Source organism: Shewanella sp. SW24 (assembly GCF_025653395.1).
GTDB lineage: Bacteria > Pseudomonadota > Gammaproteobacteria > Enterobacterales > Shewanellaceae > Shewanella > Shewanella oncorhynchi.
The window spans coordinates 35,559-54,881 of record NZ_JAKKSH010000017.1; the positions used below are offsets into that span (position 1 = coordinate 35,559).

17 protein-coding genes are annotated in these 19,323 nt (G+C 42.5%); 14 read left to right on the forward strand and 3 right to left on the reverse strand.

From position 1 onward, the window contains the following. The first annotated feature begins 172 nt into the window (after positions 1-172). From L5M17_RS14645 to L5M17_RS14655, 3 genes are all read left to right on the forward strand, one after another. Positions 173-601 (forward strand): hypothetical protein, encoded by a 429-nt coding sequence (locus L5M17_RS14645; RefSeq protein ID WP_219250807.1) that lies wholly within the window; start codon positions 173-175, stop codon positions 599-601. Between the two features lie 21 nt (positions 602-622). Beyond that, positions 623-1,207 (forward strand): hypothetical protein, encoded by a 585-nt coding sequence (locus L5M17_RS14650; RefSeq protein ID WP_263148280.1) that lies wholly within the window; start codon positions 623-625, stop codon positions 1,205-1,207. 119 nt (positions 1,208-1,326) lie between these two features. After that, a complete protein-coding gene (locus L5M17_RS14655; protein ID WP_263148281.1) occupies positions 1,327-1,953 on the forward strand; it encodes a Fic/DOC family protein in 627 nt (208 codons plus the stop codon). A 3-nt stretch (positions 1,954-1,956) separates the two neighbouring features. Here the strand turns inward: L5M17_RS14655 and L5M17_RS14660 are convergent, their stop codons facing one another. Together L5M17_RS14660 and L5M17_RS14665 are read right to left on the reverse strand one after the other, a co-directional pair. Beyond that, positions 1,957-2,112 (reverse strand): hypothetical protein, encoded by a 156-nt coding sequence (locus tag L5M17_RS14660; protein WP_173913200.1) that lies wholly within the window; start codon positions 2,110-2,112, stop codon positions 1,957-1,959. A gap of 206 nt (positions 2,113-2,318) precedes the next feature. Beyond that, positions 2,319-3,929, reverse strand: coding sequence for an ABC-F family ATPase (locus L5M17_RS14665; protein WP_131524739.1), 1,611 nt, complete (start codon positions 3,927-3,929; stop codon positions 2,319-2,321). Positions 3,930-4,604: 675 nt separating this feature from the next. On the opposite strand from L5M17_RS14665, the gene L5M17_RS14670 reads away from it, so the two are divergent. The 8 genes from L5M17_RS14670 (at position 4,605) to L5M17_RS14705 (ending at position 13,300) form a co-directional block, all read left to right on the forward strand. After that, positions 4,605-5,213 carry a VF530 family DNA-binding protein gene (locus L5M17_RS14670; protein WP_263148282.1) on the forward strand — a complete coding sequence of 203 codons (609 nt, stop codon included), beginning with the start codon at positions 4,605-4,607 and terminating at the stop codon, positions 5,211-5,213. Positions 5,214-5,819: 606 nt separating this feature from the next. Further along, complete coding sequence (locus L5M17_RS14675; RefSeq protein ID WP_263148284.1) at positions 5,820-6,038, forward strand: hypothetical protein; 219 nt, start codon at positions 5,820-5,822, stop codon at positions 6,036-6,038. A 711-nt stretch (positions 6,039-6,749) separates the two neighbouring features. After that, positions 6,750-7,718 (forward strand): helix-turn-helix transcriptional regulator, encoded by a 969-nt coding sequence (locus L5M17_RS14680; protein ID WP_105253121.1) that lies wholly within the window; start codon positions 6,750-6,752, stop codon positions 7,716-7,718. Then, a complete protein-coding gene (locus tag L5M17_RS14685) occupies positions 7,715-8,908 on the forward strand; it encodes an EAL domain-containing response regulator (RefSeq protein WP_173496905.1) in 1,194 nt (397 codons plus the stop codon). The genes L5M17_RS14680 and L5M17_RS14685 overlap by 4 nt, the downstream gene beginning before the upstream one ends. A gap of 3 nt (positions 8,909-8,911) precedes the next feature. Beyond that, positions 8,912-9,211, forward strand: coding sequence for a hypothetical protein (locus tag L5M17_RS14690; RefSeq protein ID WP_263148285.1), 300 nt, complete (start codon positions 8,912-8,914; stop codon positions 9,209-9,211). Continuing rightward, entirely contained in the window at positions 9,201-11,105 is a 1,905-nt protein-coding gene (locus L5M17_RS14695) for a hybrid sensor histidine kinase/response regulator (protein ID WP_263148286.1), read from the forward strand. Before L5M17_RS14690 ends, L5M17_RS14695 begins: the two co-directional genes overlap by 11 nt. A gap of 187 nt (positions 11,106-11,292) precedes the next feature. Next, entirely contained in the window at positions 11,293-12,327 is a 1,035-nt protein-coding gene (locus L5M17_RS14700; protein WP_263148288.1) for a GGDEF domain-containing protein, read from the forward strand. A 184-nt stretch (positions 12,328-12,511) separates the two neighbouring features. Further along, on the forward strand, positions 12,512-13,300 hold the full coding sequence (locus L5M17_RS14705) for a CLCA_X family protein (RefSeq protein WP_263148289.1): 789 nt from the start codon (positions 12,512-12,514) through the stop codon (positions 13,298-13,300). A 140-nt stretch (positions 13,301-13,440) separates the two neighbouring features. Here the strand turns inward: L5M17_RS14705 and L5M17_RS14710 are convergent, their stop codons facing one another. Further along, complete coding sequence (locus L5M17_RS14710; RefSeq protein ID WP_263148291.1) at positions 13,441-14,403, reverse strand: hypothetical protein; 963 nt, start codon at positions 14,401-14,403, stop codon at positions 13,441-13,443. A gap of 461 nt (positions 14,404-14,864) precedes the next feature. Between L5M17_RS14710 and L5M17_RS14715 the strand changes: the two genes are divergently transcribed. The 3 genes from L5M17_RS14715 (at position 14,865) to L5M17_RS14725 (ending at position 18,954) form a co-directional block, all read left to right on the forward strand. Further along, on the forward strand, positions 14,865-16,034 hold the full coding sequence (locus L5M17_RS14715; protein WP_263148293.1) for a PepSY-associated TM helix domain-containing protein: 1,170 nt from the start codon (positions 14,865-14,867) through the stop codon (positions 16,032-16,034). After that, positions 16,034-16,510, forward strand: a complete 477-nt coding sequence (locus L5M17_RS14720; RefSeq protein WP_105252512.1) for a hypothetical protein — start codon at positions 16,034-16,036, stop codon at positions 16,508-16,510. The genes L5M17_RS14715 and L5M17_RS14720 overlap by 1 nt, the downstream gene beginning before the upstream one ends. A 272-nt stretch (positions 16,511-16,782) precedes the next feature. Beyond that, positions 16,783-18,954, forward strand: coding sequence for a TonB-dependent siderophore receptor (locus L5M17_RS14725; RefSeq protein WP_173496912.1), 2,172 nt, complete (start codon positions 16,783-16,785; stop codon positions 18,952-18,954). Positions 18,955-19,323: the final 369 nt, after the last annotated feature.

Sequence of the window (19,323 nt, forward strand, 5' to 3'; positions counted from 1 at the left end):
ACACGTTATCCTGATGGTATCAAACAACTGGATCATGATCGGAAAACGTGGCGTTGATTCAGTTTAAAAATCTTAATTATCTATTTTTAAAGGAAAGGTATGACAGAGTTACTAAAAGGGATTTTTTCAATTTCACTTTTATTGATAATACATGTCTAGTTTTGGAGGTTCGATGATGAAATCGATTTTCTTACTGCCCATATCTGTGCTTGTGCTGATAGGTTGTACAACGCCTAAATCGCCGAGCGAAGTCTATGACGAGTACAATGCTAAGGTACAGCAGGGGATGAGTTATCAAGAGGACAAGGCTTACTATACCCAACGTAAGCAAGCGGATGTTGAGTCTAAGTTCCCACAGTATATGCAGCAGATGAAGCAGTCCCGCGATGAAGTGATCGCATCTTATCTTTCATTTTCAAAAGCCGCTGCCAAGTGCAAAGCACTCACCTTAGTGTCGCAGGTGATAGAAGGGGATACGGCCGTTCTTGAATATGCACAAAAAGATCTCTGTGGTAATGCATCGGAGGCGAATGAAAAACAAAGAATTAGCATGATAAATGAAGGTGGTTGGAAAATTGATGAGCTCCAAATTAGTCTCTAAATCATTTGGAATGTCGTATCTATGACAGGATTTTATGAGTTTTTTAGCCTGCCAAACGGAGTTGAAGTTACTTGCCCCCATTGTGCTGGCTGCGCCACTTTTACCTTTGCCCATGTTTTTCGTTTAGAGAAAAAAGATGTGCATTTATTTGAGGGTAGGCAGTTTGAGATCAAGCTGTTTAATCAAAGATTTGCCCATAAATGGCCTGGAGTACTGTTTTTCCCTCCGCTATTGGATGCTTCTTGGCGGGAAAAATTGCCAGAAAAATACCAAGGTACTTCGACTTGGGAACATAGGGCAAACAGTGCTTTTACAGATGGTACAGATCTTGGTCTTATTTGTTGTTATCAGTGTATGGCAAAACAGAAACATCGACTTGAATGGCCCAATGACGCATTTTATTCCCTTGAGTTTAAAGGTCATTCACTTTGGGCATTTAATAAACAGATGATGCTTCAGATCCGTGATTATATTCAGGCCAAAGATCGCAATGCGGTATTCGAGTCAGAACCGATAGTCATTCGACATTTGCCGACAATTTTTAAACTGGCTAAAAATCGTGAGATATTGGTTAAAAAAATTAATAAGCTAATTTATAGCCCATAGTTTCTACATACCTATTTCAAAGACTTGTGTGGTCAATCTCATCGAGTAGTTGTGTTAAGTTGTCTGTGACTCGGATATTTGCTTTTCTATTAGTTATTACAGTTAGCGGGTCTATTATCATGTCGAAATATCATATTGGCACTACCGAGGATGAATTCGAACCCGGTTCCGGCGGCCATATACTTCGTAACAAACTCGCGATAACCGATGAAGAGGATATGGCAGAGGTAGAGACTCAGTTGTTACTAAAGCTTTATGAGTACGTGTTTCAATCTGGTGTTATTGAAAGCGAGCATCTATCGGTTGGTATGCTCTTTGAGTGGCATCGAAAATGGCTCGGTAATGTTTATTACTGGGCTGGTGAGCGGCGTACAGTCAATATGGGAAAAGGTGGTTTCGAATTTACGGCAGCGGCTCAAATACTTAAGTCTTTCACTCAGTTTGAAAAGGAATATTTAAGCAAGTTCAATGGTTTAAATTCGTTTTCTAGAGATGAAGTTGTGAGTTACTTGGCTGAAAGTCATGTGGAATTTATCCTAATTCACCCATTTAGAGAGGGAAATGGACGTTTGTCACGTTTGATACTCGATGTGATGGCAGTAAAGGCGGGTTATCTCCCACTTGATTATGGGATTTGGGAACAAAATAGAGATTTTTATTTTAAGTCAATTCAAGCAGGGTTGGGTGGGGATTATCAACATATGGCTCGTTTGGTAAACGATGTGCTCAGCGCTAAAAACGAATGAAGTTTAGGCTAAGGTCAAATGACTGAAACGGCTTTTTTTGGCCTTCAATTTTGCTTCAACTTCAGCCGTAGTTTTACCCGTCTCAATAGCGGTTGAACTGGCCACAGCGCGATAGAGTCGATTTTGAGTCACTTGTGTATTTTTTGATTTAGTTTTCATAGGATCAACCTCAATTAAGTGCATGAATTATAGCACTCTAGATAACGAATAGACAGCTGTGTATCCAAGGCCCAAAGCAGCAATACTTCATGTTTTACCAATCATATCGCTCTTTAGATATCGATAAAAAGTCGTCAGTAGGCTTTCCAATGACGACTCTTTTAATCAAGCTGACATAGCCGATTAAGGTTTATCAAAGCACAACATTACGCGCTCTTTCTCGCTTCCATTTCAGCTTGGCTTGAAAGGTACTCATCGAAAGTGCCTTGGAAGTTAATCACTTTTTTATCTTTAATATCAATGATACGTGTTGCGAGTGACGATACAAACTCACGGTCATGACTGACGAATATCAAAGTGCCTTCAAAGTCTTTCAACGCATTATTGAGTGCTTCGATGGCTTCCATGTCCATGTGGTTAGTCGGTTCGTCCATGATCAGCACATTGATGTCTTGCATCATTAACTTACCGAATAACAAGCGGTTTTTCTCACCACCTGAACAGTTACGGGCTTTCTTGTTCGCGTCATCTTCGGTGAACAGCAGACGGCCTAACATGGCGCGTACCATAAGATCGTTATGTTTGGGTTGGCGCCACTGTGACATCCAATCCATTAATGTGTAGTCATTATCAAATTCGTCACTGCTGTCTTGTGGACAGTAGCCGATTGATGCGTTTTCTGACCACTTGATCACGCCTTTATTATGTTCTAAATCATTGACTAAGCAACGTAGGAAAGTGGTTTTACCCACGCCGTTTTCGCCGATAATCGCTAATTTTGCACCGGCTTCGAGGATTAAGTCGCCGCCTTCGAATAACAGCTCGCCATCAAAACCGTGGGCTAAATCTTCTAAGATCAGTGCTTGGCGATGCATTTTTTTGCCCGCATCGAAACGAATAGAAGGGTGGATACGGCTGGATGACTTCACTTCATCGAGTTTGATCTTGTCCATTTTTTTCGCGCGCGAGCTGGCTTGTTTCGCCTTAGAGGCATTGGCACCGAAGCGGTTGACGAAGTCTTGCAGTTCTTCGATCTCGGCACTCTTCTTGGCGTTACCCGACAATAATTGTTCACGGATCAAAGACGATTGTGCAAGGAAGTATTCGTAGTTACCAGGGTAAATGCGCAGTTCGCCGTAATCGATATCGGCCATGTGGGTACAGACGGCATTCAAGAAATGCCTATCATGGGAAATAATGATCATGGTGCATTTGCGTTTGTTCAACTCGGCTTCTAACCAGCTAATGGTATGTATGTCCAAGTTGTTGGTTGGTTCGTCGAGCAGCAAAATATCTGGGTTGGCAAATAGTGCTTGTGCCAACAGTACCCGTAATTTCCAGCCCGGTGCCACTTGTTGCATTAGGCCGTAATGGAAAGATTCTTCAATACCCGCTTCGAGCAGAATTTCACCGGCGCGGCTTTCGGCGCTGTAGCCATCCATTTCGGCAAATTCACTTTCAAGATCGCCAACGCGCATGCCATCTTCTTCGGTCATATTCGGATTGGCGTAGATTGCATCGCGTTCCTGTTTGACTTTCCACAGGGCAACATCCCCCATGATCACCGCATCGATCACACTGTATTGTTCAAACGCGAACTGATCTTGGCTTAGGGTACCGACTTTTAAGCCGGGCGTGATGGACACATTGCCAGAGGTTGGCGCTAGCGCTCCGCTGAGGATCTTCATAAAGGTCGATTTGCCACAGCCATTCGCGCCGATCAAACCATAGCGGTGACCGTTGCCAAATTTCGCTGAAATGTTTTCAAACAATGGCTCAGGGCCAAACTGCATCGTGATGTTCGCGGTAGAGATCAAAGGAGCTTTCCTAGGTATTTGCTAACGGGGATTGTGACAAACAAGCCTCAAAATGAAACATGCGCTTCACCCACTCTAAGCCAAAACATTAAAGTTGGGATAATAAGGTCGCGGAGTATACAGACTAAGGGCGAAAGATGCGAGCAAGGATGTGATGCGCAGCTATAAATCGAGCCGTTTCAGTTGCGTTTATTTTGAGGCTGACCCAAGGCATCAGCGGATCATAGGTAAAATTTAGAAACGGGTTTGAGCTTGATGCTGAGTTCATACCTGTTAGCGTGATATCGCGGATATGTAGATTAAAACCGTCAGCTGCGGCGTATTTTCTTTGCCCTAAAGCCGATACCAAACCTCGCTAGCGCAAATAAAAGAAGGCGTTTAGCTTATTTACCGTTATTATTCCCGCAGTTTTGTCGAGCAGCAGATTTTACGGCTAATATTTAATGGCTCTGTTTGGAGGCTTTAGGCCCTTAAGATTTAAGATCTAAGCATCACGAGTAACAAGGCTTAACGCCCTATGCTATTGCCGTAACAACGTCAGTGGCTCATGACTTCATAACTTGAGTGATTTCTCTAATCGCGAGTTTTAGTAGCGAATTGAGTCACTCGTTTAACAACTCAAAACCGTAAACTAATACAGTAAAATCAGCCAATAGGGCTGAACTTGGAATTCCCATGATTGAAGAGCAACAGAACAACCCATTACACGGCCTCAAACTCGAGACAATGATCACTGAGTTAGTCGATTTTTATGGCTGGAAAATTTTATACGCGGCATTAAAGCTAGGTTGCTTTAACACCAACCCGACCATTGAGGCCTGTATTATTTTCCTCAAGAAGACTGAGTGGGCGCGGGAGAAAGTGGAAAACTTTTACCTGTATCGATTCAAGCGCATGCCTAAAGCCGTCGGTGAGCAGTTTGATCTTAAGCCACGCGAACGAGGTTTTGCCTCAGGTATCGCGCCGCGTAAACCGATGGAACTCACCATAGAATCTATCGCTAAAATGCAGGCACAAGCCAGCGCCGAGTACGAAGCGGGTAATAAACGTCCCAACTCTGGTTATGGCTCAGGTAAGAGCTTTGGTAGTGGTTCAGGTAAAAGCTCTGGCAAAAAACCTACGGGTGGACGTGGCACCGGCTCTAGATATGCTTCATCGAATAGCAACTCACAGCGTCGCAGCGAACTCCGAAACGAGCCAAGAAACGATTCAAGAATGGCTGAACGTTCCGGACCAAGCCCATCGACGGATGACAACGATCCGTGGGGCACTAAACGCGGCTAATCTCATATCTGTCGAATTGTGTGGGCATGGTTTTTCACAGGCGTTAGTTTTACATTCGTTATTTACAGTGACGAGCCTCAACTTGCTATTTTCGTACCCGTAAAAAATTAGCTCTGGTATGAGTTAGCTTTTGTAAGAGTCGTTTTGAAGTCATGGCTCTAGTTGTATGATAGAACATCTGATTTATCGCCTGATTTAAAGAGAAGAGGTTAGCTGTTGAATACAGCTAACCTCTTTTTTATGATTAACTATTCACTTTATTGCATTAAGGTGAGAAAAATCTCGGGGATTATAGTTTTAGATTTGCATATCATGTGCATAACCAGTTAATTCATCAATTTGCAATCAGATGGTGCCGGTTGCTCATGTTTACGACCAATACCAGCGCCTTCTCTAACACCTGTGCTTTATACTTTGTGCCTTTTGTTCATCTTAGTCTGCTAAATGCCGAGAGTTAACGTCAAGGTGTTTGACGATACAGCTCCAAGGTAACCATTTAAATGTTTGATTATCATTGGGGTAAGTTGTTTTAGCCGTCTTGCTCCACCAGCATTCTCTGTTGCCAAACGCCGCTGCCGACTGGCTGATGCGTAATGGCCAAACCACATGTTTCGCCGCTACCGTCATTCAGCGCCAAGGGATATGTCAATCACGACTATATGCGAACTGCAGTTAGGCTTAGTGGTTGATATTCTTTTGTGTCTAATGCGGGATAACTTTAGTTTGTCTGACATAGCTGAAAAACTGACAATGAGCCCAGCCACCTTAAAACGGCGTTTGGCCGAGATGGATTTAAACTTTGGCCAACTTGCCGATACTTGCTGATGAGACCCGTTTAATCAAAGCACGCTATGACTTGGCGACACCTGCGCAAGATGCTCACAGTATTCTTCTTTATGCTTCAGCGACGCCAGTGATTATAGGCGTTCCTTTAAACGCTGGACTGGCCCATTACCCACTTATTTTCGCAGCTGGCTTGCTTAAGCCATAAGCCATTAAAAACTATCCTAGTAATATCTCTAAGCTGATACTGTCGCGGTTTGCCTATTCCAAACGTGAATAACCATGCGTTAAAAACGTGGTTCAGTGAGAAAAATCCCGAATTTATATCCAACATTTTGAATATTTAACGCATAAATAATCAATTTGGCATTTTATGGCCTTTGCTGGTGAATCTTATATTTTATGCGGTTTTATAGGGGGTTCTGTTGATTGCGGTTTTATCTATGATGCAATGATTTAACCGAACGAATAACTAGACACTTTTTTCCATCGCTTTTTTGACTGTGCCATGGTCTCAGATAAACAATGGCATTTATACTCGTTTTCCTATTGCAAAAAACGTGGTGAATAAAAGGCTGAGATGGAGGAACTGAGTGATGAGTGACGAAAAAATCACTGGACTTTATTTCATCGAGAAACTTCAACGCATTTGGATTACTTTTACATTTAGACATCCAGAGCCAGTAGATGACATCGACCATAAGACGTATATGGAGCTGCTAGATAAAATAAAAAATTCAGATGGAACGCGATATGATTTGTACACCTATCTCCTATCAAAGCAAAACAAGTGCACAGACATTCTCCAATTTCTTAAAACACACCCGCAGTGAGAATAATTTATCTCAAGAAGATTTATGTAGTCTGCTCAGGCAAAAAAGCTGCCTGTTCGATATGTTAGATTCCATCACTATTAGCCGTTGGGAGCGGGGAGTTAACATTCCATCCCTAGCTAAACAGTCTGAAATCGTTGAAATATTTGGCTCTGAACTGTTTGATATTTATCGGGAGGACAAAAAATTCATCAACGAAGGTTTAGCGTTAATTAACCTTTTTGAATCGACCATAGAACGCAGTGATCATCCGTACTACCGTAATACTCCTTATCGTGTCGAGTTTATCGAAAGCCACCATCAAAACTTTATGACCCTGCTGCAACTTAGTTTGGTTTATGAAAGTAACCCGCGTTTATCTTTTGTGAGCCGTAAGTTATCTCAACCTTTTTTTCGTGGACTCTCATTGGTGGTGGCTTTTAGCTTTGGCGATCAAATCATTGGACATAGTCTATTCTGTCGCACTCAAGGCAAAATTGCCCTCGAATTTATGAATGATGAGGTGGACTTGTTTGAGGTCATTAACCATAACAGTCAAGCTTTGCCAGATACCTTAATGGTGTTCTCCTCCTTTGGCGTAACGCCTTATATTGAAAATTATATGATGTCTGTTTATCTCAATGAATTGGCCACGAGTCGCTCACTTAAGTTTTTGAGTTTTAATATCTGCGATGAGTCACTAAAACGAAAATTGACGCAATTTAAGTTGCCCATATTTAAAGTAAGAACGATAGAAGGCGGCTTCAAACCAGTCAAAAACTATTCGTTTTTCTCCAGTCGCACAGAAGTCATGGCGAATCGTAATTTACTCAAGCTTTCTGTCATCCCTACATCCAAATCCCAGACGATCGATCCCATTTTCTTTATGCAGTTAGAGACCAATATATGAATATTCTCATCATAGATGATCAACGCTTTATTAGAGAAACCATGAAAGCTGATATCCATAAGTACTTAGCAGAGGACAATGTGGAGATCTATGAAGCCAGTAATGGTAATCAAGGAATTGAACTGATTTTAGCTGTAGAAGCAAAACTTGATTTAGTCATTTTAGATTTAAAAATGGATCAAGGTGACGGTATTGCAGTGATTAATATGTTGGCCTCCGAGCCCCGATTTACTGCCATTCCGATTGCGGTGATAAGCTCCTCGGATAAACGGACTTTAGAACTGGTGGATAGCATTATCACGGGTTTGAAGCTCAACTTGCTTGGCGTATTTGCTAAACCTATCAATGTGAATGATATTTTAACGCCATTGCTCGACGCCTCCGACGATAGAAACCGTGCCCATCAAGATGAGTCTATCGTGCAAGACATGGCGGCGAATATCAATGTGCGGCAATTGCTCAAAAATGAACAATTAATTTTGTGTTATCAACCTAAGATTAACCTTAAAACAAAGGAGATCATCGGTTTTGAAGTGCTTTCGCGGCTTTGCGATCAATCCAATGGCTATATTTATCCCGACGTTTTTCTGCCACTGGTGAATCAGCAGGGGCTAAATAGCTTGTTTTCGCGGATGGTTATTTCCCAAGCATTGCAATGTTGGTCGCGCCAACCGTTATTAATGGCGTTTGCCCTGTCGATTAACATTACCGCAGATGATCTGACCTGTGATGAACTCATTGAGTACATCATCGAATGTGGTCGTGAGTATAAACAAATCCATTTGATTTTAGAGCTCACCGAATCACAGGAAATCATTAACCAAGATAGAGTGCTTAACTCAATTGCACGGCTGATCATCAATAATATTGATATTTCCCTCGATGATTTCGGTAAAAGTTATTCTACCTATGATCGTCTTGATGCCATTCCCTTTAAAGAGATCAAAATTGATAAAAGTTTTGTCTCCGATATGGATATCAATCACCAACATTATCTCATCGTAGAATCCACCATCGCGCTTGCGCAGAAGATGCACGTAAAGGTGGTTGCAGAAGGCGTTGAGACAAGTGCAATAGAGTTAATTCTCTCTGAGTTGGGGTGTGATGTTGCCCAAGGTTATTTGTACAGTCCCCCGATTGAAGGTCGTTATCTTATTGATTGGATTGCTCAATATAATAGGAGTGCCTAATGTATGAATGCTAATACTGAGTTACCCAAGGCCTTATCTGTATTCTTTGAGCAATACAGCCAAGAACAGCAATCGCGACTGCGATTGACACTGATTGCTGAATTACAGCGAATGCGACTTGAGCTAGAACAATATGAGCCCTATGACAGTATCGAAGGCCTGAAACATCAATTTACGGGTATTGCGCGCTACTTGCAGCTTAAAGATATGCTGTCTGTCATGGATGTTTGCGAGCGAGAGCAGTTTGAATATCAGTTATGCAGCTTGCTAAAGGCCGTAATGGATTACGCTAATGAGCTTTAAATATAGCGCTTGTATCAATATGTTCAGTGGCTTATGGGTCACTCTGTTGGTGCTGTGGTTAACCTTGTCCCACTCACGTTATGAATTTGACTCCATTTACAATAAAAAAGCAGAAGCGGTTTTTACTTCTTCACGGGATATGTTCTTACAACATGAAATTATGTTGGATGCGCTAAAATCGTTTTTTTATGCTTCGAGTGAGGTAACGTCACAGGAATTTGAGGTTTTTGCTAAGGACTTACTGAAGATCAAATCTGCTGTCGCTTTTACACTGACCCCCGAACTTGAACTGGCCTATATATCTGATCAGACAATGGCGCGAGAACTTAAGCCACTTAAATTAGTCAAGAATAGTAAAGGGGAACTTCAGGCTAGCCTTGCCGATTACACGTTAGCGGTTGTTAATATCGATGGGCCTAATATGCTTTATTTAGTCTATGCCATTTCTCATCAGCGGATATTAGCGCGGATTGAGCAGGAGCAGGGTGTATGTATTAGCTATCAATTTGAACAATCGTTATTGCAAAGTTCATCCTGTAACCATGAGTTTTCCACAGGCATATTTTCAATGTTTAGCTACTCAGATAGCCGAACTTTGGATATTCCTGGATACCAAACCCGTGTAGATTTACGCATAGAATATCAAGTGCCACAAAAAGAGGTTGTCGAGCTAATCGTGATTATCTTACTGATTGCTTCTCTTGGTATTACTCTGTCTTTTCTTTTGTACTTTAAGTCTAAAAATCAGCATATTGTAGAGCAGATTAAGCTCGATAATCGATCTAGATTAGCAGTACTTTCCAGCATAAATCATGAGATCCGCACTCCTATCAATGCCATTCTTGGCTACAGTCGCATGTTAAAAAAAGCACGTTCACAACCACAAAAACTGGACGAAATTATCGATAAAATGACCTGGTCAGCTAACTTACTTTACTCGGTTGCCGAAAATACGTTGAATTACAGTAAGGCTGAAGCTGGGCAGTTAAAATTGAATCGGCATTTAGTCAATTTACACGAATATCTGAGCAATATTGAGGATTACTATCGTGCTTTTAGTGCGACATCGGGTAAACGTTTACAGGTTGTCGTGAATGAGTCTCTGCCGAAGTTTATCGAGCTCGATGGGACTAAGTTATTCCAACTCATGACGAACATTATCAATAATGCCTTTAAATACAGTACGGGTAGCGAAGTGCATTGTTATATGGACTTACGCCTTATACGTAACCATAAAGACCATAGTCCTATGCTTAGGGTACTGATCCGCGATTTTGGCGAGGGAATGTCAAAGGAAGCGCAGCGCGCTTTAGTTGATCCCTTTATGCACGTATCTAACTCATATACAACAACATCGGGCATGGGATTAGGACTCTATACTTGTAATCGATTGCTTGAGCAAATTGGCGGTAAGTTTATGTTGCGCAGTCAAAAGGGCAAAGGCACCACAGTGCTGTTACATTTTCCTTGCCAACTTACCGAGGTGAAAGAACGATTAACGATTCAATATGATCAACAAAAAGTGTTAATCATAGATGATAATCTGTTTAACCTTGAGATTTGCAAAGCCATGCTAGAGCACTATCATTTTCAAACCTTCAGTGTTGATAACGCAGTGCAAGCACTTAAGATGTTGATTCACTCATTGCCACATATTGTTATTGTGGATTACCGTTTACAAGATATGAATGGCTTGCAACTTATTAAACAGATGCAACAAACATTACAAAACCTTGCCAGTGATACCCAGCTTGAGCATCACTGTCACTTCTTTTTGCTTTCAGCTAATGATAGCGATGATATTCCTGAGTTAGCATTATTCCCTGAGGTACATTTCATGCAGAAACCTTTTAGTGCTGAAATATTTCTCAGTAAATTGGCCGTAAAATCGTAAATTATCAAAGCATTGGATCTGGTTTTTAAAGCTTATTTGCCGAATGTGTGGGATTTACATCGCGGTAGAGTCAATCCCGTTGCGGTAATATGGGGGTAAAGACAAAGACGCTGTGATTAGTGTAGAACGCTGCTAATCTGAACATGTCGGAGATCTTCTCTAAAAGCGTCATTGCTAGGAATAATCGATGGAAAAAGAATCTCTTGAGTCTGTTTACCCCTTTTTAACTGAAGCCTTACGGCTAAGCGAGAATGGCCTCGCTGTTTTGGACAAGCACAATCATTTTATCTTTTATAACCATACCTTTGCGAAAATGTTTGGTTTTGTTGATCAAGACATGGCTGGCCGGCATTTTGACGACATGATGCACTTTGCCTTTACCCATAAGCAAGGGCCTAAAATTGATCATGAAACCATAGAGGAATGGCTTGAACTTATTCATGCGAATCAACGTAAATCAGCTTTTCGACGTTTTGAAGTGGATCTGGTCGACGGTAGCTGGTTGCAACTTTCTGAGCAGGTTTATCACAATGGCGATATGGTGATTGTTTGCACCGATATTACCCAGTTAAAACAGGTCGAATTTGCCCTAAGGAATGCGCAGACTGAGTTGAATCGACTCGCACTCACCGATGAATTAACTGGTATTGCCAATCGACGGCATTTTTTCCAGCAGTTAGAGCATGAAATCAAACGCTTGAGTCGTCTACAGTTACCTTTGTGCCTTGTCATGATGGATATCGATTATTTTAAACTCGTTAATGATCGCTATGGGCATCAAGTGGGTGACAAGATACTGCAGCATTTTACCCAATTTATCAGTGCTCGCACGCGCCCATACGATATCTTTGGTCGCTTCGGCGGTGAGGAATTTGCGCTATTACTGCCAGAAACGTCGGTCGATGTCGCGCAGAAAATTGTGACGCGTATGATGTCAGCGCTTGCGAATGAAGATCTTTCAGCGATAGTCGACGATTTTCACTATCAATTTTCGGCAGGAGTGAGTGCGTTAACACCTGTGATCACTCATCATGCCATCGAAGAATACAGCGGTATTTTAGCGCTTCAGTCTGTGCCTTCACCGATTGAAATCGGGAGTCAGTGCCGTTCAGATGCTGAAAAGCTGGTGGCCGAGGCCGATAAAGCCTTGTATTACGCTAAAACTACGGGGCGAAATCGTGTCGTGGTTTGGGATGATGTGATATTAACGGCTAAAGCTTAGCGAACCCAATGGTTGACGAAATCTAGGCATCGCGATCTAAACCGAGAGAAAACCAAGAGTAAGCGCTGCTTGGCTCCTATTCTTAACTTGATATTGCACTTAATGCAGCGTTTTGTTCCTGTGCATTTTCACCTAAAATAGCCAGCTTAATGTGTCTCTCACTGCATAGGGTTCAAGGTAAGCCGTGTTAATCAATCAGCAATATAACCGTCATGGACCCGATTATCGATTTGGTGAGCAAGTCACTTTTCTTGATATTAAACAAACCTTTGGTTTTAGCCATGTCCGTGTTGGCCGCTGGGTGACGCGGGATGAATCGCGGATTGCTGCGGATTTAGTATTTGATTCGCTCGCCGATTTGGCCTTTATCTTAAAATTGCCACCTTTAACTTTAGGGCTGCGGGAAACCGTCAGCCTGGCCTTTGGTCATGGCGGCCAAAAGGGCGTTCAGGCCCATTATGCACCCGCGACCCGAGAGTTGGCATTGGCTAAAAATGCAGGTGCTGGTGCTTTAGCCCATGAGTTTTGGCATGCGTTTGACCATTATATTGCCGCTAAATCATTCAAACCCACTAATAAGCGGTTTCAGTGTGCGAGCGATCTTTGGCTATCCGATCTGCCCATCATAGAGCATCCATTAAATGCTCGATTATCTGAGATCTTCAAAGTGACATTGTTGAGTGGACAGGGTGATGAGCCCCATGATTATGTTCGCCGAGCAATTGTATTAGATAAAAAACATGGGATGCAGTACTTCTCTCGGCCAACGGAGATGATGGCGCGAGCATTTGAAGCCTGTATTGAATCCTATACTGATATTTCGAATCCGTATTTAGTGTCGGGAACTCGTTTTTCAGCAATGGCAAAGGAGGGGGCTTATCCCGATGAGGCCCACAGACAAGTGATTTTTCAGGCACTGATCAATTACTTTGAACCGCTGGGGATCGCATTGGGTAAAAATCCCCTTAACTAGGGTGTGTTGACGTTTTGAGTCATGCATTTGAACAGAGGTTAATTTAGCGTCGCTAGAGGGCAAGGCAAAATGTAAAACGACATTCGCCTTAGGTATTTTGAATGTGTTTTGAATGCGAATGGCAGTGGACAGGGGGAGGGTCAAGAGTCGTTTGAAGGCTGATTGCCAATTAAGCTCGCGTGCTTAGTTGACAACGTTTGCCAACAATAGGCCAAACTATGGCGAATCGCATCAAGATATTGAGATGCCTGAATATCCATTAAATACCAATAGCTGGGTTTTGATTCTGGCATGTGGTTGAAAAATAAAGCTTCAGCATTGATGAGCTGGCTAGGATGAGCAAATTGCTGCCAAATGTTGATGGGTGTATGCGCCAGTGTGATTAGCCATTCAAGTTGCATCTGCCGCGTGGCTGGATTTAGCGCATCTGCGATTAATAAGCTCGACTCTTGTAAACGCTCAAGTAAATCAAAGGGATTACCTGCGTTTATCCTAGGTGCGACTTGGCATGGTTGCATTTGGTTTATTGCGGATAGGCGAGGTAAAAATACGGACGCTAAGCTAAATTCAGGCCAGTCGAGCGATGGTACCAAAGCCTGGGCAATTCGCCGCTCGCCTAACCAATTATGCACCATGCAAGGTAAGTGGTCTTCAAGCGGTAAATCACTTGGTCTTGATAAACTCGGAAACAGCGACATCCGCTGCACTTGCACATGCTGAGACAATTGCTGCATCAAGACTATTGTGGTTAACCCAGATGAAGGCCAGCAACCAAGCTGAGGCGTTAATTCAATCGCAACTTGCGTCAAGGCTTGGGTAAGCAGACCACTTTGTGGATGACCTTGTACTACAAAAGCATATTTTGATTCAGCAAAACCACCGTTGGCGATATTTACTATCTGATTATTTGCATTGCTGTTTTCAGCCCATTGAGTACCGTTAAAAATAAATGTCGTACCTGTGGTCGCAGGTTGCCAATCGCCAGAAGCATTACCAATAATGGTCACTTGCTCAAAGGCAAGGGTGCCCGCTAGAGCTTGCAGATCTAATTTAGCATGTGGCATCTGCAAATGTTGATGCATGTGGGTGTGAGACTTAGGCATAGGCGGAACATCTGTTTTACGAACTCAAAATGGACTTCATTGTAATGGATTATCCCCCTGAGCCCAAAGGGTTAATCCATTGAAGTTTACCGGATGCTGTTTTAACGCAGGATAGTTTAGCTTTAGGTATACCGCGCATAAAAGTGATGCGCGGTATTGGCGATTAACAATTAGACTAAAAATTATAGCTCAGGCTAAGTTCGACATTTCGCGGTTCGCCGAAGAAACCTTGATTATAGAAATCGATACTAGAGTAGTAAGAAGCTATTTGGCGTTGGAACTCGGCGCTAACAATAGGCTCGAAATGAGCGCTGCTAACAAGTTTTTATCCATCATGATTCCCCATCATAGTATTTTGTGACCGGCATTCTAATTGAAAACAATTCCTAGTACATCGTATTGATAACAATTTGCATTACCTTTACACTCGCGAAATACGATAAGTGTTAGGAAAGTCACAAATGGCGAAGATCAGTAACCGATTCTGGTTTATGTTGCATGGTTGGGTGTCGCTCCCAATTTGGTTGTTATTTTGTTTTATCTGCTTGACGGGGACGATTGCGGTACTGAGTCATGAGATCACTTGGTTAACTAATCCTGCATCGAGGGCGTTGAACCCTAATGATTTACCCGTAAAACCGGTTAGTGAATTAATGACGATTGTTGAGGAAGCCTACCCAAGTGCGGCAGTCTCTGGCGCTATGACATTAGAACCTTATATGGTCAATGTGATCATGTTCAGTGACGCGGATAAACCCTATGCCATGGCCTATGTCAATCAATACACAGGTGAGATACAACAGATTAATGAAGGCATGACATTTGCCGGTTTTATCAGATCTTTACATGCTTGGTTATTATTTCCTTGGCAAAGCGGTTACAGCTTGGGTTATTACCTTGTCTGTTCGATGGCGCTGTTTATGCTCGCGTCTTTAGTGACGGGACTCATTGTTTATAAACGTTTTTGGCGAAGTTTTTTTGCTCCGAAATTGCGTGTGAGTCAAGGTAAAAAGACACTATTGGCCGATTTGCATAAATTGTCTGGTGTGTGGTCTATTTGGTTTATCACGATTATGGCCGTTACCGGATTATGGTATTTAGTCCAAGCCATTTTTTGGCATGCAGATATTGATATCGAGCCACATGCGCCATTGGTTGCTGCTGAGCAATTGCCCTTTATCCAAAAGGGTGATGTGAATCCCGCAGATCCAAGCGTGACATTTGCACAAGCCTTAACATTAGCGCAAACGCACTTTCCAGACTTTCAACCAAGCTATGTGATGAAACCAGAGCATAATCGTGACATGTATCATCTGAGTGGTAGCGGCGATCACATTTTTTACGATCAGTATTCTTATAACCTCAGCATTAACCCTTGGACGGGGGAGATTGCAAAAACGACATCACCCGAGACGATGACAGGGATACAAACGCTAATGCATATCGCAGATCCTTTGCATTACGGTACCTTAGGTGGTATCTGGACAAAAATCATTTGGTTTATTTTTGGGGTGATCCTATCGGGTATGTCAATCACAGGATTTATGATGTGGGGACTGCGTAATGTGCGTGCAATTAAAAAAATGGGATCCCCCAGTACTGTGGCAGATAGGTTAGAGGAGGTACGTTAATGGCTTTCATTCATTCAACTTTTTGGCAAAAAAATAAATATAAACTGAGTGGGTTTATTCTATTGCTCCCCCTATTGTTTTTGTATCAGTCGCTAACACCTACATTTCCACCGGCCTGGCAGGCTCAAGAGTTAGGTGAATTTAAAATAGCCCCTTTACCCTTAGATCTAAAAGCACCCTATGTACATCATGATGACTATGTGAAAGATTTTATGTTGGTTTTTGAAAAAGGTGAGGTAGGCAATATACGCCAAGGCTATGCCAATATTGGAACGCAGGCTTTGCCAATAGCAGATTTACAGCGCAGCGAGAATGGTATTTTGCACGGTAATAAGCATGGCCAACACGTACACGCCATCGCAACTAAGACACTAACCTCCGCAGATAGTCTGTGGATATCGATAGAGAATTGGCAAGGTGAGTGGCAAGTGGCAAAGTGGCCTCTGCCTGCCGAGCTAATAGTACAGACACACTGAATGAGGTAAAAGCTAAACACTAATGGCGATCCTATGGAGTAATAATTTCAGGGTCGCTTTTAGTGGCGTAGATTAAGAATGATTAACCGAATACGGGTAAAGAATAACCTTTTTCGCCGTAAACGCTCACTTTTGAAGGCATAAACACAACGGGGACGTTTATTCCTCATTAATAAATGATGAATTTGTTATATACATCACCAAAATACAAATGAAAGTGATTCGCAATAGTGTTACCGTATGTTCATCCTAAATAAACTCCCTAAATTACTATGCGCTTTTATCTACTACCTCTCGCGTCTGCCATTACTTTGGCATTAAACCCTTTGTCAGTCTTGGCTGCAGAGCCGTCTTCTGCTGCAGATGCAAATGATCAAAATATTGAAAAAATAACAGTGATGGGCAAGTACACTGTGAGTCGAACCATTGATACCGCCACAGGCTTAGGGCTGTCACTGCAGGAAACGCCACAGTCAGTGAGCATCTTGACCGCTGAACGGATCCAGGATCAGGCACTCAATACCGTTGTTGATGTGGTTAATAACACAGTAGGTTTGTCTTCATCTAAAACAGATAACGTTCGAAATGGCTTTATGGCCCGTGGTTTTGCGGTTCAGAATTACCAGATTGATGGCGTACCTTTATCTTGGAGTTTGGGGGGCGATGCAGGTGAGACTGTGTCTGATATCTCTCTGTATGAGCGTGTAGAGGTGGTGCGTGGTGCAACAGGCTTACTAACGGGGGCAGGGGATCCTTCTGCTTCAATCAACCTAGTGCGCAAACATGCCGACAGTGACGAACTTAAGGGCTATGTTGATGTTGCTACGGGTAGCTGGGATAAAAAACAAGTTACCGCAGATGTTTCTAATGGCCTCAACGACAGTGGCAGTGTGCGCGGTCGCATGGTCGCGAAATATGTCAATAGCGATTCTTATCAGGATCTTTATCAAGACCGTAAGACCATTCTTTACGGCGTAATTGATTCAGACATTACTGACAACACTATGCTGCGCGTTGGCGGTAGTTACAATAACAACAACCCCAAAGGAGCGATGTGGGGTGCATTACCAGCAGTATTCAGCGATGGTTCGGCTACTGATTGGGATGTTTCTACTACAACAGCGGCAGATTGGAGCCGTTGGGAAACGACTAACATCAACTATTTTGCTAACTTGAACCATTATTTCAGCAATGGTTGGCAGTTGGTGGCGAACTATAATCGCATGGAATATGAAACCACCACCAAAATGATCTATATGTCTGGCTTGCTGAATAAAGAAACCGGTGCAGGTTTGAGCGGTCAGCGTTATCACAGCCATGGTGAAAGTAACTCTGATAATTTCGATTTTCAGTTGAAAGGCGATTACCAACTCTTTAACCGTGAGCATCAATTTGTGACTGGTGCCTTATACAGCAAACAGAAATCCTATGCTGATACCTATGAACCCATCCGTGAGAATATGACGGGCTGGGACTCAAAGGCAGTTGAAAACTTTTATGATTGGCAAAGCAATGCCTTTGAAGAGCCTGAATGGTCAACAAACGCCAATCGTCAGTTGAATATGGATACCGAGCAGAAAGGTTTCTACGCAGCAACTCGGCTAACAATTACCGATGATTTAAAAGTGATTGCCGGTGGCCGTATTTCTAGTTGGAACCGCGAAGGGGTCAGCTATGGTACTGATACCAACTTTGGTGATGATGGCGTGTTCGTTCCTTATGTTGGCGCCTTGTATGACATAAACGAAGAGCATCGTGTTTACGCCAGTTATACCGAAATATTTAATCCGCAGAACAGTAAGGATATTAACGGTGATTATTTAGAGCCACTCGAAGGTAAAGCCTATGAAATCGGTTTAAAGAGCGCTTATCTAGATGATCGTCTGCATACCGCAGTGGCACTGTTTAAGATTGAACAGGATAATCTGGCAACACCCGCTGGAACTATCATTGTTGACGGTACTCCAACCACTTATTACAAAGCTGCTCAAGGTACTGAGAGTACAGGCTTTGAGTTAGAAGTAGTGGGGGAGTTTATCGATGGGTGGAATATCACGGCTGGCTATTCGCAGTTTACAGCGGAAGATGCTGACGGGAAAAAAGTGGCGACTACTAGCCCTCGCAAACAGTTTAAACTATTCACAACTTATCAGTTTGTCGATTACCTGCCTGAGTTGACCGTGGGTGGTGGTATTAACTGGCAGAGTGATAGTTACTCTGAAGGGGGGACAGTAAAAATCGATCAGGATGCTTACTCTTTAGTCAACCTGATGGCTCGTTATAACCTCACTGACAACATGGATCTGCAACTTAACGTAGAGAACCTATTAGACGAAAAATACTATGCTTATATGTCTGCCTCTGCCTCAATGTCCGAAGCATATAGCGTGTATCATTACGGAACCCCACGTAATGTGACCCTGAGCTTTAATTACCGCTTTTAAATTGTCCACTAAATAAAAGGAGTAGCCGATTTATCAGCTACTCCTTTTTTATCTTCTATTATTGTTATTCCCAATATTTTGATGGCTTGTTTCGTGCGTATTAACGACTCAGTACTGATATCGGTAAATATTGAGCTAGCTCACCTATGGTTCGTTCCTAAATATAATACTGTTATTAACTGAAAGCGGGAAGATGATGCCCTTCAATCTAGTTATGAAAGGGCAACATATTGTATTGGTAGTTTTCCCTCTTTCTTGTGCGCATTGTATTGTCAACAATCAGTGCGGCAACGAACAGAGTCAATAGAAAAATATAGGTATACTCATGCCATTAGCCTTATTACAAGGTTGTGGCTTATCGCTAGCTTT